This is a genomic window from Streptomyces albiflavescens (assembly GCF_014645835.1).
GTDB lineage: Bacteria > Actinomycetota > Actinomycetes > Streptomycetales > Streptomycetaceae > Streptomyces > Streptomyces albiflavescens.
Window position 1 is genome coordinate 17,704 of sequence record NZ_BMMM01000026.1, and the last position, 24,639, is coordinate 42,342.

The 24,639-nt window shown below is 67.5% G+C and carries 18 protein-coding genes; 7 read left to right on the plus strand and 11 right to left on the minus strand.

Features of this window, described 5'->3' with window-relative positions:
- Positions 1 to 23 precede the first annotated feature (23 nt).
- Positions 24 to 2,066 (plus strand): sialidase family protein, encoded by a 2,043-nt coding sequence (locus tag IEY95_RS43675; protein ID WP_189191849.1) that lies wholly within the window; start codon positions 24 to 26, stop codon positions 2,064 to 2,066.
- 551 nt (positions 2,067 to 2,617) lie between these two features.
- Here IEY95_RS43675 and IEY95_RS43680 read toward each other — a convergent pair.
- The 6 genes from IEY95_RS43680 to IEY95_RS43705 form a co-directional block, all read right to left on the minus strand.
- A complete protein-coding gene (locus tag IEY95_RS43680; protein WP_189191850.1) occupies positions 2,618 to 2,794 on the minus strand; it encodes a hypothetical protein in 177 nt (58 codons plus the stop codon).
- 119 nt (positions 2,795 to 2,913) lie between these two features.
- Positions 2,914 to 4,041 (minus strand): ATP-grasp peptide maturase system methyltransferase, encoded by a 1,128-nt coding sequence (gene tgmC / locus IEY95_RS43685; protein ID WP_229703776.1) that lies wholly within the window; start codon positions 4,039 to 4,041, stop codon positions 2,914 to 2,916.
- Positions 4,038 to 4,994: an ATP-grasp ribosomal peptide maturase gene (tgmB, locus tag IEY95_RS43690; RefSeq protein WP_189191852.1), complete on the minus strand. Its 957-nt coding sequence runs from the start codon at positions 4,992 to 4,994 to the stop codon at positions 4,038 to 4,040. The genes tgmC and tgmB overlap by 4 nt, the downstream gene beginning before the upstream one ends.
- Positions 4,991 to 5,302, minus strand: a complete 312-nt coding sequence (tgmA, locus tag IEY95_RS43695) for a putative ATP-grasp-modified RiPP (RefSeq protein ID WP_189191853.1) — start codon at positions 5,300 to 5,302, stop codon at positions 4,991 to 4,993. Before tgmA ends, tgmB begins: the two co-directional genes overlap by 4 nt.
- Positions 5,303 to 5,413: 111 nt before the next feature.
- Positions 5,414 to 5,770, minus strand: a complete 357-nt coding sequence (locus tag IEY95_RS43700; protein ID WP_189191854.1) for a DUF6415 family natural product biosynthesis protein — start codon at positions 5,768 to 5,770, stop codon at positions 5,414 to 5,416.
- Positions 5,763 to 6,272, minus strand: coding sequence for a hypothetical protein (locus IEY95_RS43705; protein ID WP_189191855.1), 510 nt, complete (start codon positions 6,270 to 6,272; stop codon positions 5,763 to 5,765). The genes IEY95_RS43700 and IEY95_RS43705 overlap by 8 nt, the downstream gene beginning before the upstream one ends.
- A gap of 286 nt (positions 6,273 to 6,558) precedes the next feature.
- Between IEY95_RS43705 and IEY95_RS43710 the strand changes: the two genes are divergently transcribed.
- The gene (locus tag IEY95_RS43710) at positions 6,559 to 7,632 is read left to right on the plus strand and encodes a helix-turn-helix domain-containing protein (RefSeq protein WP_229703777.1); all 1,074 of its coding nucleotides are present in this window, start codon (positions 6,559 to 6,561) and stop codon (positions 7,630 to 7,632) included.
- A gap of 13 nt (positions 7,633 to 7,645) precedes the next feature.
- Complete coding sequence (locus IEY95_RS43715; RefSeq protein WP_189191857.1) at positions 7,646 to 8,230, plus strand: HD domain-containing protein; 585 nt, start codon at positions 7,646 to 7,648, stop codon at positions 8,228 to 8,230.
- A gap of 916 nt (positions 8,231 to 9,146) precedes the next feature.
- Here IEY95_RS43715 and IEY95_RS49810 read toward each other — a convergent pair.
- From IEY95_RS49810 to IEY95_RS43735, 4 genes are all read right to left on the minus strand, one after another.
- Positions 9,147 to 10,565 (minus strand): HNH endonuclease, encoded by a 1,419-nt coding sequence (locus IEY95_RS49810; protein ID WP_229703778.1) that lies wholly within the window; start codon positions 10,563 to 10,565, stop codon positions 9,147 to 9,149.
- Between the two features lie 337 nt (positions 10,566 to 10,902).
- Entirely contained in the window at positions 10,903 to 12,123 is a 1,221-nt protein-coding gene (locus IEY95_RS43725; RefSeq protein ID WP_189191858.1) for a restriction endonuclease subunit S domain-containing protein, read from the minus strand.
- On the minus strand, positions 12,120 to 13,508 hold the full coding sequence (locus IEY95_RS43730; RefSeq protein ID WP_189191859.1) for an N-6 DNA methylase: 1,389 nt from the start codon (positions 13,506 to 13,508) through the stop codon (positions 12,120 to 12,122). The genes IEY95_RS43725 and IEY95_RS43730 overlap by 4 nt, the downstream gene beginning before the upstream one ends.
- Positions 13,509 to 13,615: 107 nt before the next feature.
- A complete protein-coding gene (locus tag IEY95_RS43735; RefSeq protein WP_189191860.1) occupies positions 13,616 to 13,786 on the minus strand; it encodes a hypothetical protein in 171 nt (56 codons plus the stop codon).
- A 347-nt stretch (positions 13,787 to 14,133) separates the two neighbouring features.
- Between IEY95_RS43735 and pglW the strand changes: the two genes are divergently transcribed.
- Both pglW and pglX read left to right on the plus strand, forming a co-directional pair.
- Entirely contained in the window at positions 14,134 to 18,825 is a 4,692-nt protein-coding gene (gene pglW / locus IEY95_RS43740; RefSeq protein ID WP_189191861.1) for a BREX system serine/threonine kinase PglW, read from the plus strand.
- Positions 18,826 to 18,897: 72 nt separating this feature from the next.
- Positions 18,898 to 22,626, plus strand: coding sequence for a BREX-2 system adenine-specific DNA-methyltransferase PglX (pglX, locus tag IEY95_RS43745; RefSeq protein WP_189191862.1), 3,729 nt, complete (start codon positions 18,898 to 18,900; stop codon positions 22,624 to 22,626).
- On the opposite strand, the gene IEY95_RS43750 is transcribed toward pglX, so the two are convergent.
- Entirely contained in the window at positions 22,627 to 23,229 is a 603-nt protein-coding gene (locus tag IEY95_RS43750; protein WP_229703779.1) for an ATP-binding protein, read from the minus strand.
- Between the two features lie 250 nt (positions 23,230 to 23,479).
- On the opposite strand from IEY95_RS43750, the gene IEY95_RS43755 reads away from it, so the two are divergent.
- On the plus strand, positions 23,480 to 24,364 hold the full coding sequence (locus tag IEY95_RS43755) for a helix-turn-helix domain-containing protein (protein ID WP_189191864.1): 885 nt from the start codon (positions 23,480 to 23,482) through the stop codon (positions 24,362 to 24,364).
- A complete protein-coding gene (locus IEY95_RS43760; RefSeq protein ID WP_189191865.1) occupies positions 24,361 to 24,564 on the plus strand; it encodes a DUF397 domain-containing protein in 204 nt (67 codons plus the stop codon). The genes IEY95_RS43755 and IEY95_RS43760 overlap by 4 nt, the downstream gene beginning before the upstream one ends.
- Positions 24,565 to 24,639: the final 75 nt, after the last annotated feature.

A 24,639-nucleotide genomic window follows, 5' to 3' on the forward strand; every position in this document is an offset into this window, starting at 1 on the left:
CGACGCATTGGCCTGAATGTGACATGGCGCAGTTGGGACAGCATCGACCGGTTGTCACCAACCGTTGTCCGATTAACGATCCGTTCATGCACCTCAGAACCATGAAGCGGACCCTGCTCGTGCTGGGTCTGAGCACGGCCCTCGCCGGAGCAGCGACACTGCCCGCCACGGCCGGTACGGGCACCCCGAACACCGCCACCGCGACTCAGTGGCAGTTGATGGGCCCCAACGCCAGCGGCGGCCATCTCGCGTTCACCCCGGCTATGCCGTCCCGCGTCTACGTGCTGCCCGACCGGGGCATGCGCATCGATCGGAGCGACGACCACGGTGTGACGTGGCAGCCGCAGGCCAAGTTCGCAATTCCCAATGGTGTGGGAATGCGGCTGGCGGCCGATCCCCACGACCCCGACGTCCTTTATGTGGCGGGAAGGGTGCTGGGCAGTGGACAGGGCTTCCTGCTGCGCAGCGACGACGGCGCCCGGACGTTCCATACGGTGGTGGACAGCCCCACCGAAATCTCCGATGTGGTGGTGTCGCCTTCAGGACGGTACGTCTTCGCGGCCGGTGACGCAGGGGTCTTCGTCAGTTCGGACCACGGCCTGAACTGGCAGCAGCTCCCCGGCTCACCGAGCGGAGCGACCCGGCTCGCACTCGATGACCACGACCTGTTCGTCGGCACCGGCAAGGGGATCTACCTCATCGAGGACGCACTCGGGAACGCCGGCCCGGCGCGGAAGCTGCCGACGCCCCTTGAACTCTCGGTGCAACACCTGTCGGCCCAAGGTTCGGTCCTGGTGGCCTCGAACATATTCCAGGGCGCGGTCTTCTCCACCGACCATGGCCGCAACTGGACCCAGCTGACCGGGCCTTGGGGGGAGCAGGACGCGATCCTCTACACCGGGCTGACTGCGTCAGGCGAGCTCCAGGTGCAGACGGTCGCGGGGGCGGCCGACGGATCGGGCGCGAAGAACCTGTGGGTGAGCCGCGATCTCGGCCGGACGTGGATCCCCAAGCCGGCAGCGACCAAAGCGCTCGATGTCTACACCGACACCGGCAGCTTCCCGGACCGACCGCAAGAGCAGGTCATTGCGGCTGCCGCAGGGATCTACACGACTTCGAACTCGGTTCGCTTCCAGCGCATCGGCGCGCCTGACGCCGAGGTCGACTCGCTGACCGTCTCGGGCTCCGCCCTCATCGCCGGCACGGCCACCGCGGGCAGCTACCGTTCCACGGCACCCCTGACCAAGAACCTTCCGCAGGGCTACCAGGAGTGGGGGTGGACAGGGCAGCGCACCGACACCATCGGCAACCAAATCGAAGCGCTGGCTACCGTACCGGGCGAGAAGGGAGACGTGCTGAGGACGCGCGGCGGCCTTTGCATGACCGACTGCTTCGCCTTGGAGCGCTCGACCGACGGCGGGGCCAGCTGGCGGACGCTGGCCCAGGTCCCCGGCGGGGCGTCATTCTCGGTGGCCGTCGACCCCGGTGATACGGCGAAGATCTACGCCGCGTCCACGTTCCCGGCCGTAGGCGTGTATGCCAGCCAGGACGGCGGTGCGACCTTCCAATTGCACCAGTTCCCGGAGCTGCAGGGCGTGGCGTCGGTTGCCGTTGACCGCCGGGCCGACGGTGGTTTGTGGATCGGTGATGTGACCGGCCTCTACCACAGCACCGATTCCGGCTCGACCGGAGTCAAGGTGTTCGACGGGCAGGTCAACCGGGTTGCGGTCGACCCCACCGATCCGAACCACATCGTGGTCGTCGGGGACGGCATGATCAAGGTGAGCCATGACGGCGGCGCATCGTTCAGCGACGCTGTGGGCATTGCCGAACTGACCTACGACGACGTCACCTTCGCCCCGGACGGGACGCTGTTCGCCGCATCGCGCGACCTGTCCGAGCCTGGTCAGGGCGTGTTCCGCAGCGACGACGGTGGCAGCCACTGGAGCAACAGTGTCTCCGCGCAGCTCCTCGACCCTGACGTGCACTCGGTGCTGGTCTCTCCCGACGGACACTGGCTGTTCGCGGGCACAGGGAGCGGTGTGTACCGGCTGCCGCTGAGCTGACGCACCTCGCAACCACCGACCACGCCGGGCGCCTCCTTCCCCTGAGGGCGGGAGGCGCCCGCCCCTTCCCGGGTGGCCTCGCTCAGTTCTTCTGGAAGTGACCCGCAGACCCTGTGACCCCCGGGCACGTAATCGATCAGGACTGTGACCTGTGGCTTAGCCGTCGCCGGATATCGGCGTTGGTCAACGTCGAGCGCCCTTCCACGGCCCCGAGACGGCCCCGGTAGGGCGCTCAGCTACGCCCCTCGATGCGGTGGGATGGACCTTCATCGGGCGTACGGCCCTGCGTGAAGGAGACGCGATGACCACCGCCCCCAACCTGCAAGTGGGAGACACCGTCCTGCATGGGCCCGGACGATGAAGTCGGCGCCGCAGGCAGTGATCCGGGCGAGGATGTCGTGGCCGTGGAAGGCCCGGTCCATCAGTACGAGTTGCCCGCCCGACAGCATCGGGGCCGTGGCCAGGTATGTGGCCAGGGTGACTTCGTTGTCCGGCGCGGGCCGAAGCGGGCGCCGAGGATGCCGCGGGTTCCGCAGGCGATCAGCAGGCGATCAGCAGGCGAGTTTGACCTGGGGGTGGTGTCCGGGCTTGTGGCTGCCGCCCGGAGGTGGGCCGAACGCCTTGATATTGGCCGGCGTGGGCGCGACCGCGAGCACGGTGCCGTCCAGCAAAAGCATCAGCAGGCGTCGGTCGAAGACGAAGGTGCCGGGCGACTGCGGTGTGGTCAAGGGACCCTCCTCGGTCAGCGGCGGAGCCAGGAGCACGGCGGTGAACAGACGTGACGGCCGGTCCTGTACTTGCGTGGTGCGCAGGACCGGCCGCTGTCGCCGTTCATGGAGCGATGTGTCTACGCCCTGGGCCAAGTGACGCGCTGGCCCTCTGGGCTCACTGTGACGGTGAAGCGCTCCAGAGGTGGCGCGCCGTCCTGCTGCCACCGCTGGACATGACCTTCGATGGCGTCCCAGAGGGGTTCGGGTCCGCCTTGGCGGACGAGCCAGCGCCCCCCGGCGTCTTGGCGCAAGGCTGCCCACGATCCGGTTTCCACGTCGATGAGGACCTGTTCGGTGCGGCCGTCGCGGGGCAGGGTGATCTTCTGGGCGTGGGGCGCGGCGAGTTGGGCTACGAAGCGGGTGTTCCAGTCGTCCAGGTCGGCTCCGAGGCTGGTCGACCGTTCGTCCCCGTCGTCAAGATCGGGAAGCGTCCCGAGTAGAGGCGGCGCCTGAGTGCGGGCCAGCATGAAGGAGATCTGGCCGCCGAGGAAGGTGCCGGTGGCGGTCCCGTCGGCGTGGACGGTCAGCCTGGCCAGCTCCGAGGAGTACATCCAGCCGCACAGGGTGGCCAGTATCAGGCTGCCGAGGCGGGCCTGTTCGAGCCAGTCGTGGGGCAGGCTGAGGATGCCGCAGGTGGCGACGATCCGGTCGTACGGCGCATGCTCCTTGTATCCGGCGAGGCCGTCGCCGACAACCAGGCGCGGGGCATACCCCGCTTGTCCGAGCGCGTTGCGGGCCCGGGTGGAGACGCGCTCGTCGACCTCGACGGAGGTCACCAGGTCGTCGCCGAGCCGGTGGCAGAGCAGGGCGGTGGAGTAACCGGTGCCGGTGCCGATCTCCAGGACCTGTTGGCCGTCTTCGACCTGGAGCTCTTCGAGCATCCGCGCAACCAGACCGGGCATGGTGCTGGAGGAGGTTGGGGCGCGCATGACCTCGCCCCGTACGTCGGCGGGGACGATCGTCCCGGCGATCTGCGTGACGAGGGAGTCGTCGTCGTAGCAGCGCGCCAGCCAGCGTGGGTCGTCGGGCAACACCGGCCGCCACGCCGTGGGCACTGAGCCGTCGACCATCTCGAAGAAGCCGCCGCGGAGGAACTCGTGTCGGGGGACGGCCTCGACCGCCGCCTGCCACGGGGCCGTGCGCAGGTGGCCGCTACCGGTCAGGCGCCCGGCGAGCCGGAGCCGGAGTTCTTCGTCATCCGTCACGTCTGCTTCCTCTCCAGCAGATCGGCCATGGCCGCGACCATGGGCAGACCTGTCTCGGGTTCCAGCCAAGCCCACTGCCCCGACGGGTTGCACTCCAGGAACCACCATTGCCCATGCCGGTCCACGGCGAAGTCGAATGCGCCGAAGACGAGCCGGAAGTGCTCCAGGTATGCGTGCAGAGCTTCGGTGATCCTGGGCGGCGCCTCGACCACGCTGTACATGAGCTTGCTGTAGTCGGTACGCCAGTCCAGCAGGTCGGAGTCGATACGGACGCAGAACACCCGCCTACCGATCACGGTCACACGGACGTCCGCGACCTTGTCGACGCGGTGCTGGAACAGGTGCGCCGTCCCGGCCACGGTCTCATCGAGCTGGTCGGCCGTCACCTCGCCGACCTCGACAGTGCACGAGACACCGTCGATGCGGTACAGCGGGGCGGAGAACGGCTTGTAGATGACCGGGCCGTACTCCTTGACGAAAGCCCGTGCCGAGTCCGGGTCAGAGGTGACCAGGGTGGGCGGGACGCGGAATCCGGCGTTGACGGCGGCGGCCAGACCGGAGGGCTTGAACTCGGCGTCGCCGATGCGGTGGGGGTGGTTGACGTAGAGGCAGCCAGGCAAAGAAGCGAGGACGCCACCGAGCCCGTAGCGGGCCTGCATGAGGGCGAAGCGGCCGTCCTGCTCTGGCAGGTGGTCGAAGACGAAGCCGGAGGGGCGCCGGTAGTACAGCGACCGCACGCAGGACAGATCGGTCGTCCGTGACGGCGTGGTGAGTATTCCCGCGATGCCGTCCTGGGTGGTGATCGTGGCCGCGATCGACAAGGCGTGCGGGAAGTCCCCGGAGTCGAACCGCGCGACCGGGATGCCCCGGTTGTGCAGATCCTCGATCACCAGGTCGGTCGTGGGGTCGTCCAGGTTGGTGACGACCAGAACCGGGCGCGAATCCGTGCTCACTGGTCGTTGTCGCTTCCGGTGTCCTGGTCCCCGCCGCCGCCCCCACCTGGTCCGGCGCCGTCGGACGGGTTGCCGGTGTTCGTCGGCGGATTGGTGCCGGTGCTGGTGCCGTGGCCGGGCATCATCACGGGCTGCCCGACGGCGTCGAAGTAGCGGGCGGTCTGCGTGGCCGGGTCGAGTTCGGTGCGGGCATAGCCGGGATCGAAGGCCGGGTACGGCGCCATGCGCCGCACACCCCACGGAACCAGGGAGGCTGCACCGGACGGCAGCGGCGTGCCGAGGGGCAAACGGTCTACGTGACTGAACACAAGTCCTCCTTGAACAACGGTCGTTGCGATTCGAGGCGGAAGGGCGGATTACCGGGGCCCTTATGGACTCGGAACAACGCTGGTTTGTCGGGGCTCGGAGGCGCTAACCGCTCAGGGCGGGCGCACAAGCTGATGACACAGCGTGGCCAGGGCCCGGCAGGTCAGGGCGAGGTCTTCCATGTAAACGGCGGCCGTGCGGTGGTTCGGGCCCTGCCCCTCGTCGAGTGCCTTACGGGTTCGAATGAGGAGCCAGCGCGCGGTCTCGCGGTCGCTGCTGTCCGCCGCCCACCCTTCGGTCGCCGCTGCCAGCTCGGCAGCCAGCAGTTCCACAGGCCCGCGCAGGTAGCCGGTCAGTCTGTCTACCTCGGCCCGCTCTGGAACCGTGGCGGGCAGCCCGTTGGTCAGCTCCAAGGCTTCCGTCCAGGCCTGACGGAACAGGTCGAAGTCGAGCGGCGGGCTTTCAGGCATCGTCGGTCCCCTTGGCTCCGGCCAGGAGGAAACGGCCCAGGTTGACCATCTGCACGACCGCGTCGGCCTGGCAGAAGGCTTCGGAACGGCCCGGCGGCACGCACCAGGAGGAGCGAGCCAGGTACCTGCTTGAGTCGATACTCGGGTGCGGCACTCCGAGGAAGCTGCCCGCGGCGAGGCAGGCCGTGTCCGGCACCCGCAAGGTGGCGCATGTGCTGGCCGGGACCAGGCAGTAATACCAACCTGATTGCCGGTCGACGAATACCGGGCCGCCGTGCAGAGCGGCGGCCAGGTACTCGTCGACCCGGGCCCGGTCCTTACTGCGAGCAGCAGCCAACACGACATCGACCGAGACACGGACGGCGGAGAAGTGAACGCCGCAGCGTAGAAGGGCGATGTTCATCGTCTGCCACTCGGCGCGCGCCCGAGCCGGATCGTCGGCAGCCTGCAGGAGCCACTCACTGATTCCCAGCTCGTCATCAACGCGGGCGTGCATCAGCACCCCGGCCTCCGGGTCCGGTGTCGTGCGTCGAGTCTCGCTCCTCACCACTCGACCTCCGCGACCGGGTGCGGCGCAGCCTGAGGTGACACATTCGGGCCGTGTGCATGGGTAACGGGGCGCATGAGCAGCTGCCTCCCTACTAGGCTCGATCCGGGATGACTACAACGGTAGAAATCCGGCGCCACGGTCTGAAGTGACTGTGAGTACAGGTGGTTTGCGCTCGAACCCCGGGAACGGACACCCCATGCGGCCAAGCTCACGACGCACCCTGACCGGCGGTACGGGAATGCCGACGCGGCCCCGTTCAGGCCTCATCTCGGGGTACGTCCTACGCGTCATCAGGGAACAACAGGGCTACACGCAGGAGGATCTCGCCGAGCACCTGAACGTCTCCCCGGACACCATCGCTGGCTGGGAGACCGGACGCCGCCCGCTGACCTCCGTACCGGTCGGCCAGATGCTCATGCACCGTCACCGGCTGATGCAGCTGAGCACCCCGTCCGCGCTCCTACAGGCGCTCGAGCGCGCTCTCGAGGCGGACGTCCTCCTTGGAACCGTGCTCGACCAAGACGCCGCGGTGAAGGAAAGCCCGCTCGGCGCGATGGTGATGCAGCGCGAACTCGGCGAGGTCCTGGCGTGGCCGCTCAACGGCGTACCGCCGCAACCCATCCGGGACTGGCCTCAGCCGCCGCGCCCCCGACGTGGACCCGCACCGGCCGGCCCCCAGCTCAGCCAGTCGGAACGTGCGGTGTTCTTCTCCACCATGCGGCACACCGCCGAGCAAGCTCGCGGCGAAGGACAGTTCTTATTACGCCGCCAGGCCCTCTACCTATCCGGCTACGACACACAGCCCGACACAGCGCACTGGCTCTCCCACCAGCAGCGCACCGAACGGCCGAGCGACTGGTTGGCCTTGTGGCTCAACGCCCGCAGCGTCGCGGCCGTCGCCGCCCGGCAGGGCGACCGCGACCGCATGAGCCACTTCATCGACACCGCACTCGTGGACGACGACGCCGGCGAGTCCGCCAATCTGAACTACTGGGCGTACTGGGTGGGCGAGATGCAGCACATGGAGCTCTCGGACGACTTCATCGCCGACCGCACACCCCGACCGTGGCCCGGCGACAAGCTCCTGTCACACCTCGTCCAGGGCCTGGCGCCACACCACGGCTACGTCGACCTCAACATCCACTCCCTGTGGTCGCTGCTGCAGATCCGCCCCAACCTCCTGCAATCCGGTGCGGCAGCCCGGGCCCTACGCGACCGGCTCCCCGTGATGTTGGATAGCCATGAGCTCTCGTCGTGCGGGCGGCGGGAGTTGGAAAGCATCCGGTACGCAATCCGCCTCGCCGAGGCGTGAGAGGAGCCCCACGGTGTCCGAGGACCTGACAGCGGTTGCCCGTTTCCTGTACGAGGCAGGGACGCTGAAGAACACCGCTCGTACCGGATGGTGGATGGCTGGCGTACAACACCCCGAGTCGGTCGCCGAGCACTCCTGGCGCACCGCCCTCATCGCAACGATCATCGCGAAGCTGGAGGGCGCCGACCCGGCCCGGGCCGCGTTCCTCGCCGTCTGGCACGACTCGCAGGAGACTCGCACAGGGGACGTCAACCACCTCGGCAAGAAGTACACCCGCGGAGAAGCTGACCCCCGCGACATCACTGCCGACCAAGTCGCCGGCATGCCCGAGCTCCTGGCCGAAGCCGTGCGCGACCTGGTCGCCGAGTACGAGGCGAAGGAGTCCCCGGAAGCGATCTGCGCCCGCGATGCCGACAAGCTGGAGTGCATGATCCAGGGCATCGAATACCGGGACCAGGGCTACGCCAACGCTCAGCGATGGATCGACAACAGCCGGGGCCGGATCGTCACCAAGACAGGCCAGGCACTCGCTGACGCGGTGCTGGACACGGGGTCGCTGGACTGGCTCCGCGCGGCGCTTGGCGAGCAGAAGAGCTGAGGTCGAACGCCCATGTCGTTGGAAGGCAAGCGGCATGGGGCGGAAGTGGCTTGACCAGACGGCCGATTCGTCGCATAGAGCTCGGGCTTTGAGGCATGGCTGCTGACGCCTTCAACCGAGCCGAAGATCGAGTCGCAAGGGAGGCGGGCGCAGCCGATTGATTAGGTCCACGAGCTGTGTTCGGCGGAGTTCGTCGGGTGGATCGTCGAGCAGGACCCTCGAGCAGGACCCTTATACCGAGGCCGAGAACGCTCAGAAAGGCCAGATCAACGGCGTACCGCTGGTGATCCGGGTCCCGTTCCGGGCCGGTGACCAGCCGCAGGTTGCTCCTGGTCGCCAGCCGCCACAGACTCTCCGCAGAGGCGTCGAGGAGGCGTTCGACGTGGGTCGGGTCCACCCAGCCGCTCATGCCACCCATGACGTCGATGAGACCGTCCATGCGTGGCCTCACCCAGCGTCGCAATGCCGCCTCGTCCGGCTCCGGGTCGGGGACTGGGGACCGTCCTCGAGGGCGCTCAGGCCCGGTGCACGGGACGACCGTCCACAGTGGCGCGATCCTTTGCCGCAGGCCGAGATCCACTCGAGCGTAAGCCGTCAGGGCCGCGCGCGTTGTAGGGAGGACCGGCACATAGATCGGCTCGACCATCGCGGCTCCCCCGTTGATTCCGCTGGTTCGCCGTACCACTCCTGGTCGAAGCGTGCGGGGGAGAAGTTGAAACGGAAAGAGCGCAGTTCTGGCCAGAGGCGCGCATCTCGCCATGATCCAAACGAAGTGCCCGCCCGAGACGGCCGCACCTTGATGCAGATCAGCGCGGCAACCTCGCGGCATAGGGTTCAGTTCGGCCCATCCGGGCACCAGACACCGGCATTCAAGGGACGGCCGTGCGGTCGCGTGCGCGCCCTGCGCCCCGAAGGATCAGCTGCGAACAGCGCTGAAGCGGTTCCCTCCGCACAGTCCTCGGTGGTACTCGACGTGCTGCTCGTCGATGTCGTGTTCGGGGTGGCGTCTCAGGGTGCCGATGGATGCTCCATCCTTGCTCCGCCGCACGTTCCAGTGCTCGTCGATGAAGATGGCCAGGGTGTCGAACTGGACGTGGTGGTTGGGACAGAGGCACAGCAAATTGGTCAGCTCGTCCGGACCGTCGTGCGGGCTTCCAAGCCCTCTGATGTGTGCCGCCTCGCTGTAGTTACTGAAACGTGTCTCCAGTCGGAGCCCGCACACTTGGCACTGATGCTGGTGGAGCAGCTTGACCCTGTTCACCAGTCGCTGATCCCTGTCGGGGCGCGAGGCGGTGACCTGGCGGCGCCCCTTGGCCCGAGCAGACCCGCCCCTGCCATCGCGCTCACCGTCGCCTTCATCCGCTCCGCTGGCGTGCGCGTACCCGCCAAGGCCAACTCGCTCCAGGAGTTCTTCCTGGTCGACGTCCCCGAAGTAGGTGGTGCACAGCAGACCGATCGCCTCGGCACGGGCGAGCGGCTGGCGTAGCAGCCTTGCGGCTTCCCGCCGGAGCCCTGCTTGGGTTCCTGACTCGACAGAGGCCGCCAGCGACAGCAGGTCTGAGTCCGAACGCTCCGTACCTACGACTTCCCACAGCCCGCCGTCGCTCAGGTGACGGAACGGATACTCGAGTGACACTGAGACGTCTGGGGAGCCGAACTCCTGCAAGATGGGCTCGAGCTGGCTCTGGTAGACGTCCGACGGCGCCAGACGATCCTGCCCCGACACCAGCCGACCAATGGCCCAGATGAGCGTGAGAGACCCGTGACGGGTACGTCGCTCGTCCGGAACATCGGCGTCGAGGGTTCCGAGTGCGCGCAAGAGGTCCCCACGCCCCATGCTGTCAGTAGGAGCAGCCGCCCCTCCCTCGCCGGACGGTCGTTCTCCCGCGGCGGGTATTCGTCCGTCCAGGAGGCTCAGGTGACGGCGGCGCTCCGCGGCCCTGACGAGGGTGAGGCTGCGCAGCGGAGGTGTCATTGCCAGAGCAGTCAGGATGGGCTCCGCCGGCACCTCGAATTCAACGACGTCGCCCAGGGCCATGATGTATTCCCAGGTGCTCTGTGTCTCCTCGTCGACCCCCCAGACCGCTTCCGCCAAGTCGCGGTTGTGAAGGAGTCCGAGAATGCGGGCGCGGGCGATGAACATGTTCTGGGCATAGAAGAGGACCTCGTCGCCGACCTTCCGATCCCGCAGCGCGACGGCCTTGGCGTTCCCTGTCTGCTGCGTGGGCGTCGAGCCCCACAACCGCGCCACTCCGTCGGGGAAGATCCGCTTGAGCTCGACCGCATGCTCTCCGATGGCGTGCTCGTAGTCCGAGAGCCGGATTCCCTTGCGCACCGAGTGCTCGAAGTGTTGCGGCCCGCGCACCCTGGCGCTGCCGCGGGGCTGCAACACCCATTGGGCCGCGTCGGCTTCTATGTGTCCGACCGGGCTCTGCCTCCGTCGGCCGCCTGCCCCTCCCCCCGTACCTGAACCTGCCCCTGAACCTGTGCCGAAGTTCGGCTGATCACCATAACCATTCCCCATGGTGATCAGATTTTCACACTAAGAAGGGGAATTGGTAACGGACTTGAGGCATCAAACAACGGGCCTGTACTCGTCGAGATCGGCGCGGCGCTTCAAGTCGTTCTCACCTCGTGGAGTCTGGCGGGTGATCCGTCGACTCCGAGGTCGGTCAAGAGGCGGACTTGCCCGGAAATCTGCCGGACAGGAAGCTGTCGAGGATCCGTCCTCGCAGGCCGCGCAGCATCTCGTTCTCCGTTTGCGCGATGTGCGCTCGAGCGTGGAGGCGTTCGGCGAGCCGGGCGAAACGCTCACGCACATCACTCGGAGGCCACCGAACCATGGTGGCTCCGAACGCCCGACCGCTGAGTTCACGCCCTGCAGATCCCTGTGCGGTAGCTGCCAGCTCGGCGCCGCGCGAGCGGATCTCGTGCAGCAGCCACTGCGCATCGGATACCGACTCAGGTCCCAGCGCAAGTACGTTGCGGCCAATGGCGGCAGGTACTTGGTTCATCACGGCCCGCACCCCGTCTTCCCTTGAGGCGACGAGAAGGGAGCCCGGAGCGCACACGCGGCCCTCTTTACCCTTGGGCAGTCGTCGCTCCGTGCCATACAAATGGGGCAGCTCGCTCTGCAGGATGTCCGCGGGGGCGACGAAAGCGGTACCGCCCTCGGTCTGCGTCCCGTCGCCGTCCGGGCGCGGGCGTGGTGCAGTTCCGGCAGTGAGATGAACAAGGCTTGCCAGGGGCTGTTCCGGCCAGGACTTGCTGTCGCGCGCCTCGCGTGCGAAGTGCGCTTCGCTCAACTCCGTGGCGCACTCGGCGATACGTGAGTTCGTCGCCGTTTTCGCCTCCAGAAGCCGCATCGCTCGCAACAGGGCGGTCCTTGGCCCTACTGGCGGAATCGGCACGGGGAGACTTCGCAGCGCCGCCAGGCTGAGCGTGCGTTGCAGTGTGGAACCAGTGGCCTGCCTCTCGCACCACTCTCGCACCGCCGGCGATCCGAGCCACAGGCTCAGCCAGGCCGCCTCGTCGGGTTCGCTCGGTCGGATGATGGCGACGGTCCGAGACGCGTTCCAGTGGTGGAACTCTCCGCCGACGACTGCCGCTTCACCCACGCGGCCGACCAGGACCACGACGACGTCGCCGACCTCCAGTTGGCTGCGCAGGCTTGTTTCGTGCACCTGGGAGGCGATCCGCCTCGGTTCGTCGCTGCGCAGTCGTCCGTCCTGGATGTCGGCAGCCCGAATCATGGGCACACCGTCGTCGACGTGCGCCCCGGGGCGAGTGATGCCATACCCAATGACCTGCACGTTCGGCAGATCACCCAGCCGTCCCACACCCCAATCCCTGGGCAGTCGCTGCAGCTCGTTTTCCAGACTCTCCTGCGTCACAGCTGCCCCAGCAGGTCACGCAACTCGCCTTCGAGGCGGCGGGACGTCTCGAACAGCCCGAGCAGTTCGTCGGTCAGGTCGGCAGCACGCTCGTGCGCATCTGCGGGCACGGACTCGGCGGGTGGCGCGGCAACGTGGTGGGAGGGCAGTACGTCGTACTCCTTCGCCGCGATCTCGCCCCGGGAGACCGATGTACACCAGGCGGGTACGTCCTCGTACGGCTGGCTGCCCCGCACTCCCCTCCAGGCAGCGAAGGTCTTGATGATGCGCTTCTTCGCTGCCTCTGGCATGGCTCGCCGTCCGCGCGTCACGCTCGCGGCGGTGTCACGGGCGTCGATCAGCAGGAACTGTCCCGACCGGTCACTGCGCCCCCAGTTGTCGCGAGGCTTCTTGCTCTTGGTGAAGAGCCACAGACTCACCGGGTTACGCACATGAGGAATCAGGCCGGCAGGCAGTTCGACCACACAACTCAGGACGTCGTCATCGACCAGACGGGCGCGGATCTGGCCTTCTGCGGTCTTCGCCGTAGTGGCAGCGCCTGTGGGCAGCAGGAGCGCACCCCGCCCCGTCGGCGTCATCTTCCTCACGACGTGCTGGGCCCAGGCGAAGTTGGCGTTTCCGGCCGGTGGGACCCCGTACGGCCAAGGAAGGCTGTGGCGAAGGTAGCCGCCCTCGTCCCAACCAGACTGGTTGAAAGGCGGGTTGGCGACAACCACGTCGAAGGTCAGGTCCGCGAACCGGTCGTTGACAAATGTGGATTCCGGGCCCTTCAGTCGTGCTTCAGCCCCGTGTACACAGACGTTCATCGCAGCGGTCTGCAGGGCGCTCCGACTCTCGTCCTGTCCGTACAACGCCAGCTCATCGGCATGGCCACCGCTCGCTTCGAGGTGCTCGCGAGCCCGCAGAAGGAGGCCGCCGGAACCACAAACGGGGTCATAGACGGCGTCGCCCTCCCTGGGCTCCATCACACCGGCCAGGAGGCGAGCGACATCCGACGGCGTGTAGTAGTCGCCGCCCTTGCTCGTCGTCTGCCCATGATCCAGGCAGACTTCGAAGATTTCTGTCAGGTCCGGTGCTGCGGCCACCCAGTCGATCAGGGCAGCTACTTGCTGGCCTCGCACTCCGCCCAGGTTCGGCAGGTCCAGCAACGAAGAAAATTCAGCTTCCCGCGCGCGAAGTCCACGATGGAGCGCCTCAGCCAGACCGTGCCCCCCGTCCCGCCAGAGGCCACCACTCATAAGCGCACCCCAGGCTTCGCGTGCCGGCGTGAGATCGCCCCACTCGTCGCCACGCTCCGTTTCGGCCTCGTGGCGCAGCAGGATCACTGCCATGACGAGGAGAAGGGCGTCCTGGGGTGCCAGTGCCCCGCGCAGGGCATCCAGCACCCTCCCCAGTGACATCCCCTTCGACGCTCGCTCCACCTTGTCTCCCGTCTGCGCACGCGTTCGGCCGGACGACCGCCTTCTGGTGCGCCCATCATGCCTGGCCGGACTCAGCCGCCGCTCATGTAGGTCATGGCCATGAAGGCCATGGTGAACACCGCGACGAACACGCCCCCGCCGGTCATGAGGGCCTGATCCAGGTCGCCTGTGCGCGCCAGGCGCCACAAGGCGACCAGCAGCGCGCAGATCATCGCCACTGCTATCGCGAGCGTCACCTTCATGCCCCGCGTCCCACCCACCTGCGTTCTCCCTTCACCACGCATGCCTACAAAGCACAACAAACCGACGAGACACAGCGCCCCCCGTCGACCTACACACCACAGTAGCGCACTGCAGCAGTCGGTTTGGTGTAGCTCCAGCAGTCGGTTTGCATGTCGGGCAACGTTAAAATGCCACTCTCGAAGCTCGGAATTGATTTGGTGAATCCACTCCCGAATCCGGGAGCTCCGACCGTGACCCCACCGATCCCCCTTCGTCCCGGTTCCCCGCCCCGCTACGATCGGTGCGGGACTTTTGCGGCCTGAGCAGCAGCGATCGGCACAGAACAACAGCGAAGCGGGGATGGCAGATGCGGGACGGCCGGTGGACGACGGTCACCGAATCCGAGTTCCAGCATGAGCACCGGGGCCTGGAGGCCATCCGCGAGAAGCTCCCGGACAACGACCCGTGGCGGGCCTGGTCGAACTTCACGTTCACCGCGCACACCGGCCACGTCCGGGAAGTGGACCTCCTGGTAATCGCTCCGGGCGGAGTCCACCTGATCGAGCTGAAGGACTGGCACGGCTCCGTCGAGTCCCGCAACGGCACCTGGCTGCAGACCCAGCCCAGCGGCCGCCAGATCCCCCACGGCAATCCGCTGCACCTGGCCAACAAGAAGGCCAAGGAGCTGGCCGCGCTGCTGCAGCAGAACGGCGAGAAGGTGTGGGTCTCGGAGGCCGTCTGCTTCACCGACTCCTCGCTGCGCAACCGGCTGCCCGCCCACGACCGCAACGGCGTCTTCACCGTCCACCAGCTCACCGAGATGCTGAAGGAGCCGCCGAAGGACGAGTACCGCCGGATCGACGCCGCGCGCTCGCGCCGGATCAAGGCGGTTCTGGAGCGCATCGGCATCGCGCGCAGCGACGCCGAGTACAAGGTCGGCCCATATCTGCTGAGCCGGAAGGCGTTCGACTCGGGCCCGACCTGGGCCGACTATCTGGCCCAGCACAGTGAGCTGCCGGAGGCCGCCCGCGTCCGTGTGTATCTGCGCGAGCGCGGTTCCGACGCCGAGCTGCGGGCATCCGTCGAGCGTGCCGCGCGCCGCGAAGCCGCTGTGCTGCGCCACTTCCGGCACCCAGGTGTCGTCCAGCTCAAGCAGTACGACCCCTCCGGGCACTCCGCGGGCCCCGCGCTGATCTTCGATTTCGATCCGCGGACCCTGCGCCTGGACGAATACCTGCTCCAGTACGGCGAGAAGCTGGACATCCTCAGTCGCATAGCGCTGGTGAGGCAGCTGGCCGAGACGGTGCGCTCGGCGCACGGCCGGCGGATCTTCCACCGCACCCTGGCGGCCCGCGCGGTCCACGTCATCCCGCGCTGCCGTGGTGGCCGGAGCGACTCCGAGAGCGAGACCGGCGCCTGGTCCAGCCCACACCTGCAGATCTCCGACTGGCAGGTCGCCGTCCAGCGCAGCTCCGAGCACGGCGTGACCGGCAGCGGTGAGCGGTTCGCCCCCACGACCTTCTCGCGCGCGGGCGCGCATCTCGCCGAGGGCGCTGACCCTTATCTGGCCCCGGAGCTGACCGCGCTCAGGCCCGACCCGGTCGCCCTGGACGTGTACGGACTCGGAGTGCTCACCTATCTACTGGCCACCGGCAGGCCACCGGCCGCCAGCCAGGCCGAACTGGTGGCTCGCTACGAGGCAGGCGAGGGCCTGCGCCCCAGCTCCGTGGTGGACGGCCTCTCCCCGTACATCGACGAGCTGGTGCAGGCGGCCACGGCCTACGACGTCTCCGCCCGGCTGTCGTCGGTCGACGACTTCCTGGAGATGCTGGAGGTCGTCGAGGCGGACCTGACCGAACCTCCGACGGCCGAGGCCCCGCGCCCGGCCGAACCCGAGAAGGACCCCCTGGACGCGGTCGCCGGCGATGTGCTGGCGGGCCGCTGGGAGGTCAGGCGCCGCCTCGGTACGGGTTCGACGAGCCGCGCGTTCCTGGTGCGGGACCTGACCGCCGGCCCGGATGTGCGCTTCTCGAAGTCCCTGGCGGTGCTGAAGGTCGCGACGTCGGACAGCCGCGGCGAGGTGCTGCGCCGCGAGGCCGAGGTACTGGGCCGGCTCCGCCCCGACTCCCGCGTGATCCGCCTGGTCGAGCCGGAGCCGCAGCGCATCGACCCGCGCACGGTCCTGGTCATGGAGTACGTCGGCGACGAGCGCGAGGAGAGCGCTGAGCCGTCTGCACCGGGTACGAAGCGCCGCCGCCGGGAGGAGACCGTCGCCCGGCAGCTGCGCGAGTTCGGCCGCCTGTCCGTGGACCAGCTCGAGGCGTACGGCGACTACCTGTTCGGCGCGGTGGACTTCCTCGAGGGCGAGGGCGTGTGGCACCGCGACATCAAGCCGGACAACATCGCGATCCGCATCCGCCCGAACCGCACCCGCGAACTGGTGCTGATCGACTTCTCGCTCGCGGGCTACCCGGTGAACGAGACCGCGGCGGGCACGGACGGCTACCTCGACCCGTTCATCGGCACGCTCACCGACCGCTCGGTCTACGACGCCCACGCCGAGCGCTATGCCCTGGCCGTCACCCTGCACGAAATGGCGTCCCGAGAGCTTCCGGTGTGGGGCGACGGCAAGGTCTCGCCACGCCAGACCGACCCGGAGAAGGAGCCGTACCCGAGGATCGCCGCCGACGCCTTCGACCCGGCGGTACGGGACGGTCTGGTCGCGTTCTTCCAGAAGGCCCTGCACCGGGACGCCTCCCAGCGCTTCCCCGACCTCAAGCCGATGCGGGACGCCTGGAAGAAGATCTTCCTCGCCATGGACGAGGCGAAGCCCTCGTCCCGCCGCCCGTCACGGCACGCGGCGCCACCCGCGCAGGGCGAGGCGGCGCAGCCCGCCCCGGACGCCGCCATTCCGGAGGCCGAGGAGGAGAGCGCCGAGCAGCAGCGCGAGCGGCTGGCGGAGCGCGTCGACCGGGACACGCTCGTCTCGTCGTCCGGTCTGAGCCCGGCCGCGGAGTCCTTCGTGTACGGCCTCGGCGTCAACACGGTCGGTGAGTTGCTCGACTACAGCCAGCGCCAGCTCGTCAACGCACCCGGTCTCGGCGCGAAGACCCGCAAGGAGGTCTTGAGCCGCATCAAACAGTGGCGCCTCAAGCTCGCGGAGAAGCCTGCCGCGCCGCTCACTCCCGAGGGCCGCAAGGCCGCGAAGGAGGAGCTGTCGGCTGCCGAGGCCGCAGCGGTCGACGCGGTGGCGGCCAACGGCGGCGCCGGTGCGCATTCGCTGCCGGAGCGCGCGCTGCGCAGCGTCAGCCTCGACACCCTCGCCACGGTGTTCGTACCGCCGCTACGCAAGGACGGCTCGAACCACAACGAGTGCGAGATGGTACGGCTACTCCTGCGGCTGCCCAACGAGCAGGGCGTGTTGCCGTCGGAGGTCGGGGTCTGGCCCAAGCAGAAGGATGTCGCGGGCGCCCTGGGGCTGTCTGCCGGCCGTATCCCGCAGATGCTGAAGAACCAGCGGACCCGCTGGAAGAAGCACGCGGCGGTACGGGCACTGCGCGCCGAGGTCCTGGACTTGCTGCACGACCTGGGCCGGGTCGCTTCGGCCGCGGAGGTCGCGGACGCGCTGACCGTGCGGCGCGGCACGCAGCTCCAGGAGCGCGAGCAGCGCCGGGCGCTGGCGCTGGCCGCCGTACGGGCCGTGGTGGAGGTCGAGCAACTCGTCCCGGAGGAGGCCGAGTTCGGACACGCCCCGAACCGCGACGCGGCCGACGAAAGCATGGGCGCGGGCCTGCTGGCCCTGGAGGTGGGCGCCGACGACGCGCCGGACACACCGTCCGCGCCGGGGCTGCTCCACTACGCCCAGCGGCTCGGCCGTATCGCGGACCGGCTGGCCGGGCTCGACACCCTGCCAACGGCGGCGACCGTGGTGGCCGAGCTGGGTGCCGTACCGCCGCCGAGTGCTGCGGTGCAGTGGGACGACCGGCGCATGGTGGAGATCGCGGTGGCTGCCTCCCGCCATGCCGCCGCGACACCCCGTCTGGAGATCTATCCGCGCAAGCTGCCGCTGGTACGCGCGCTGCGCCTCACCCAGGCCGGCCTGGTACCGCTCATCCCTGGGATGGCGGAGGCCGAGCAGCCGGGCCTGACGGCGGACGACGTCCACGAGCGGGTACGGGCCCGCTTCCCGGAGCTGCTGAACGAGCGGGGTGGCCATGCCCTGCCCACGGGCGGTCCGCTGACGAGGGCTCTGCGGGAGGCCGGCTTCGACCTGGTGCTGTCGACGCGCAAGAGCACGGGGACGCTGCGGTATCTGCCGAGCAGTCCGGACGGAGTGTCTGCCTATCTGTCGTCGGACGCGCGGCGGCAGCCGACGGGCACCGTCTCCGCGCACCGCTACTCCGACGATCCGGAGCTTGCGGCGGCGGGCACGGCCGAGGACCGGCTGAAGGCTTCGGCACGGCGGGACGGCTTCCGTGTGCTGACGGTGCCGACGGAGTGGGCACGGGATGCGATCGACGAGCTTGGGCGCGACGACTTCGCGGGCGGGGCCGTCGTGGTGTCGGTGGCCGAGCTGTTCGTTCGAGCGCTGCACGAGCTGGTCGACCCGCGGCCCAAGCCCACGTGGGAGACCATCCTGCGTGCGGATGTGGCGAAGACCGGGACGCCGGGTGCGATGAAATTCGCCGAGTATGCGGGGACGGCGTGGGGACTGGTGGAGCCTCGGATCGGGGAGCTGCTGGTGCCGGGGGGCACGGGTTCTGGGAACGGTGGCGGGGGCGGGTTGGCTGCTCCATTGGTGCTGACGGACGCTGGGGTCTTCGCCCGGTACGACGCGATGGGCGTACTGGACCGGCTGGCGGAGCGGTCGCGGGGTGGTGGCCGCGCGCTGTGGCTGCTGTGTCCGCAGAGCGACCCGGCCCGGCCGCCACGGCTGGGGACGGTGGCGGTGCCGTATCAGTCGGGGCTGGGCGAGTGGATCACGCTGAATGAATTCTGGGTACAGAACGCGCACCGCGCGAAGCCGGAGAGGGCCGGGGCCGGCGGCCCACGGGGATGATGCGCTGAGCGCGCGTGCCGTACTCGGAGCGGTTCGCGTGTGGGTGGGGATGACGACAGGAGACGTGACCAGGTGATCGACCGCAAGTCCAAGGCACTGCTGGCGGACCTGATCAAGCAGGTGAAGGCGGTCGAGGTCGACCTCGGCCAGCAGGTTCGGGACGGCGAGACCGTTCTGAAGCCGCTGCGTACGGAGTACGGCAAGCTGCAGAAGGCCGACCCCAAGGGGAGCCCCAAGTGGGGGGCCTGGCTGGAGGAGCGGTTGGCTGGGCTGCCGGAGGAGGGTGCCGAGCTGGTGCGGGCGGCGGAGGCCGTCGCGGGGAGGCTGCGGGCTGAGTACGACCAGGCGTTCAAGCTTGAGCGCACGGGGGCGACTTGGAGCGCGTGGTTGGACGAGCGGGTCACGCAGGTCGCGGTCGCGTGGGTGCTGGGCACGGTGTTCGTACGCTTCTGCGAGGACAACCGGCTGATCCCGGAGCCGTACCTCACGGGCCCGGACGCCGAGCGGCGGGATCTGGCGGAGGCCCGGTATCGGCAGTACGTCGAGGACGAGCAAGACCCGACGTACCGAGGGTGGCTGGAGCGGGCGTTCGCGGAGCTGGGCTCCGGGCAGGCCGGCAAGCTGCTGTTCGACAAGCGGCGCAACCCGCTGTATCAGATCCCGGTCTCGCACGACGGGGCGCGGGCGCTGGTGGAGTTCTGGCGGGAGCGGCGGGAGGACGGTGAGCTGGTCCACGACTTCGCTGACCCGCTGAACGAGGACGGCACGAAGGGGTGGGACACGCGCTTCCTCGGTGACCTGTACCAGGATCTGTCAGAGGCGGCCCGGAAGACGTATGCACTGCTCCAGACGCCGGAGTTCGTGGAGGAATTCATCCTCGACCGGACGATGGATCCGGTGGTGCGGGAGCTGGGCGGGCGGTTCGGCGAGCTGAAGATGATCGACCCTACGTGTGGGTCGGGGCACTTTGTCCTGGGCGCGTTTCGGAGGATGGTCCGGCTGTGGGCGGAGCGGGAGCCTGGGCGAGATGTGCATGAGCGGGTGCGGGATGCGTTGAACTCCGTGCACGGGGTGGACCTCAATCCATTCGCGGTGGCCATTGCGCGGTTCCGGTTGTTGGTGGCGGCGATGGCGGTGTCCGGGGTGGGGACTCTGAGGGAGGCTGGGCAGTACGACTGGCCGATCCATCTGGCGGTGGGTGACTCACTTATCAAGGCTCGTCAGCTTGAGCTGACTCTGGGCGAAGAGGAATTGGGGGATCCGCTGGCAGATTTCTCTTATGCCATGGAAGACGTAGACGATTACCCAGGCATCTTGGAGCAGGGACGGTACGACGTGGTGGTGGGGAACCCGCCCTACATCACGGTCAAGGACAAGAAGCTGAACACGTTGTATCGGGAGTTGTACGCATCATGCGCCGGCGCTTACGCCCTCTCCGTGCCATTCGCTGAACGCTTCTTCCAACTAGCGAAGGCTGGAGAACCGGACGGTCGCGGCTACGGAATGGTTGGCCAAATCACTGCGAACTCCTTCATGAAGCGAGAGTTCGGGACGAAGCTCATTGAAGAGTACTTTGCGCACAAAATTGAGCTGACCGAAGTCATTGACACATCAGGAGCATTCATCCCAGGACATGGCACTCCGACAGTCATCCTGGTGGGGCGACGCCGGTCTGGCATCGGGCGTGCGCCAACGATCCGCACTGTGCGCAGCGTCCAAGGCGAACCTGTAACGCCAGAGAATGCAGCAGACGGCCTCGTATGGAACGCGATCGCCCGACAGATCGACCAGCCCGGTTCAGTCAGTCAGTGGGTCTCTGTTGATGATTTGAGCCGGGATGATCACTTTAGTCGGCGCCCCTGGATTCTCAAAGACGGAGGGCTGGAACTTGTTGCTGCACTTTCTTCTGGCTCGAAAACCACCCTGGAGAAGACCGCTCGGGTTATCGGAGCTGGCGCCGTAACGCGTGAAGACGATGCTTACATGCTTGGCGCAGGCTACATGAGACGCAATGGTATTTCCGCAGCGCAACAACGCCCCATCGTCGAGGGAACTCAGGTACGTGACTACTTGATTTGGAATCCCACGACCTCGATCTGGCCTTACTCAAGCGAGTCTTTGAAAGCGGAAGTTTCTGAAGCGGCTGTCCGCACCCTCTGGCCGTACCGAAAGCTGCTCCAAGGCCGCGTAGCCTTTGGGAAGACTCAACTTCAGCGCGGACTAACCTGGTTTGAATATTCGATGTTCTTCGAGGGTCGATATAGGCAGCCGCTGTCGATCACAGTGCCTGAGACCACCACGCTCAACCACTTCGCCCTGGATCGCGGAAACAAAGTCTTCAAAGACACCGCTCCAGTGATCAAGCTCGACGAAAAGAGCAGCGAGGAGGAATATCTTCAGGTCCTGGGAGCGCTTTGCAGCTCCGCAGTATGTTTCTGGCTCAAGATGACCTGTCACGATAAAGGCGGCCAGGGCATTAACGAGGGTTTCAAGTCTCAAGAGTGGGAGCGCTTCTACCAATTCAAAGGCGCCAATCTAGGGCGCATCCCACTTCCCCCCATTCTCCCCGAGAAAATCGCTGTCGCCCTTGATTCTCTCGCCCAGGATCTGAGCGCTACCAGCCCCTCATCCGTAGCCGCATCCGTGGCCCCCACTGCCACGACCCTCCGCGAAGCAAGCACCAAGTGGCACTCCATCCGCGCCCAGATGATCGCCTTGCAAGAAGAATTGGACTGGCAATTCTATTCTCTCTATGGTCTGCATCCGGAAGACCTCCGGGCCCCCGAGTCTGAAGTCCCCGAACTCGCCCTTGGCGAGCGGACTTTCGAAATCGTACTGGCTCGGCGGGTTGAGAAGGGCGAGGCGTCCGACGAGTGGTTCAAGCGGCACGGGTCCACCCCCATCACCACGATCCCCGACCACTGGTCGGACGCCTACAAGGCAACCGTCCAGAAGCGCATCGACGCCATTGAGTCGTCCCGCGCTATCGGCATGGTCGAGCGCCCCGAGTACAAGCGCCGCTGGTCGACAGAAGGTTGGGACGCGCTCCAGGAGAAGGCCCTGAGCAACTGGCTTCTCGACCACATCGAGGACCGCGAGCTCTGGTTCCAAGACGGCCAGCCGACCATCCTCACTCGGGCTCAGCTCACCTCCGCTCTCTCCCTCGACGCGGACTTTGTCTCCGTGGCCGAGCTGTACGCCCCTCGCAATGAGCTGGCGACCGTCGTCGCTGACCTCCTCGCCGGGGAACACGTGCCCTTCCTCGCCGCCCTGCGCTACAAGCCCACCGGTCTCAGGAAGCGCGCCGACTGGGAGCACGTCTGGGATCTCCAGCGTCTGGAAGACGCCGCCCCAGACGAACCCTCCAAGCGGAAGATCCGGGACTCGATCCCCGTACCGCCGAAGTACACGTCGGCCGACTTCCTCAAGCCGTCCTACTGGCGCGCCCGCGGGAAGCTGGACGTGCCGAAGGAGCGGTTCATCTCCTACGCCACCGGCGCGATCTCCGGCACCCCGGACCTGTTCGGCTGGGCGGGCTGGGATCACCGTGAGCAGGCCCAGACCCTCAGCACGTACTTCACGAACCACGACGAGCTGTCCGACGAGCAGATGACGCCGCTGCTCGCCGGCCTCCTCGAACTTCAGCCCTGGCTCACCCAGTGGCACGACGAGTTCGACCCCCTGTACGGCGGCTCCCCCGCAGCCTTCTTCGCGGGCTACCGGGCGACCAAGCAGGGCGAACACGGTCTGACCGATGACGACTTGCGCGCCTGGCGTCCTGGGAAGCCAACCAAGGGCTGATCACCCCGGCGTGCCCTCCCCTCTCTCCCGCGCGGAGGGCACGCCATCGTCCCGCACGGTCAACGGTTCTGCTGCGTGTACCCGTAGCGCCGGGCCCTCGTCCAGTCCAAGCACAACGGCGAGTCCACCAGCCGCGTGCGACTCAGTGCGCACCGTACGGACAGTGCGCCACTCACCCCACACTCGCACTAGCTGGCCAGGCCGCACCATGACAGCCGCGACCTCCCGCCCGTCGGGTTCAGCCACGATGTCCGGCGCTTTCAGCTCTGCCCACACTGTCTTCCCGATCCCGCCCGTGCGCTCCTCAACTCCCCAGCGGTGAGCCAACGCCTCCACGAGCAACAGCCCGCGCCCGCCAGTCTCCTCGTCACCGGGCGCCCGCACTTCGGGCCTGCCCGAGCCCGCGTCGCTGACTTCCAGCCGCAGCAGGCCGCCCTCCAGGCATCGCGCGATCCGTACGCCCACCTGTCGGTCACTCGGCACACGTACGCGCAGCGCGTTGGTCACCAATTCCGAGAGCGCCAACTCCACCGATTCCAGGGCGTCTTGGCTGACGCCCCAGCCGCTGAGCACGGCATGCGCCAGCGCTCGCGTTCGGGGCACGCTGCGACGGCAACGGGTTAACCGGAAGGTGACTTCATTCGGTGCAGCCATGGCAGCCCCCAGAGGGTCGACGCGCGGCCGGAGCCCCATAGAGACAGCAAGTCGAACCATGGGACGCCGATGTCCATGGCCAGCAGAATGTATGCGCACCATCCGAATCTGCAACGTTGCCGACTGAGATGACCTCAATCTTCCCCCTTCCGGGTTAATACAACCCTGACGCATCCACGGCTCTGCTAAAGGTGTTGGCATGCTTGCGAAGAGCACCACCCCGAACCCCTCGACCGTGCTCGGCCGCCAACTTGGCGACGAGCTACGCCGGTTGCGGGAGGCCGCAGGGCTGACCACCAATCAGGCAGCTGAAGCCCTCGACTGCACCAAGGGCAAGATCAGCCGGATCGAGAACGGTCGGGTGGCCGTCCGACTCCCGGACCTGACCGCGATGCTGCACGCCTACGAGGTGGCGGATCCTGAGCTTCGCGAGCGACTGGGAGCACTGGCCCGCACGGCCAACCGCCGTCGCAGGCAAGGATGGTGGAACCAGTACGGATCCGTCCTCGCCGACACGTACCGCGACTACATCGCGCTGGAAGCCATGGCTGGAGAGATCCGCACGTTCCAGGCGCAGTTGGTTCCCGGCCTGCTCCAGACCCCGGAGTACGTCCGTGCCGTGACGGTGGCCTCACGACAATGGCAGACAGCCGACGAGATCGAAAAGTTCGTCCAGGTTCGCCTCGCCCGACAGGAGCGACTCACTGGCGACTCCCCTTTGCATCTCTGGGCAGTGCTGTCGGAGGCCGTTCTCCTCCAACAGGTCGGCGACCCTCAGGTGATGCAGGCACAGTTGGAGCACCTCCTGGCGACCTCCGAGCAGCCCAACGTCACCATCCAGGTCCTGCCGTTCTCGCGCGGAGCACACGCGAGTATGTTCGGCCCGTACGTAGTACTGGGTTTCTCAGAGGAGGCAGCGCTCGACGTGGTGCTGGCGGACAACCCAACCGGCTCCATCTGGCTGGAGCGGGAGGCGGAAGTCGCCCGTTACCAGGATCTGTTCGACGCCGCTCGCACGTCCGCGCTCTCTCCGATGGAATCCCGAGCCGTCGTCCGACGCAGGGCCAAGGAGCACAGAGCATGAATAGCGCACGCCACAGCACGCTGGACCTGTCGGGCGCGAAGTGGCGCAGCAGCACCTACAGCGGTGGCAACAACGAGTGCGTCGAGATCGCCGACGGCATCCCCGCACTCATACCGGTCCGCGACAGCAAGCGCCCCACCGGCCCAGTGATCGCTTTCACCCCCCACGCCTGGCGCGCATTCATCGCCCACCTGAGCTGAACCCGACTACCTCAAGGCCGGCCCGCCCTTCACCGCCTTCCAGTCCACCCGCACTCATCACCCATAGTCACAGTC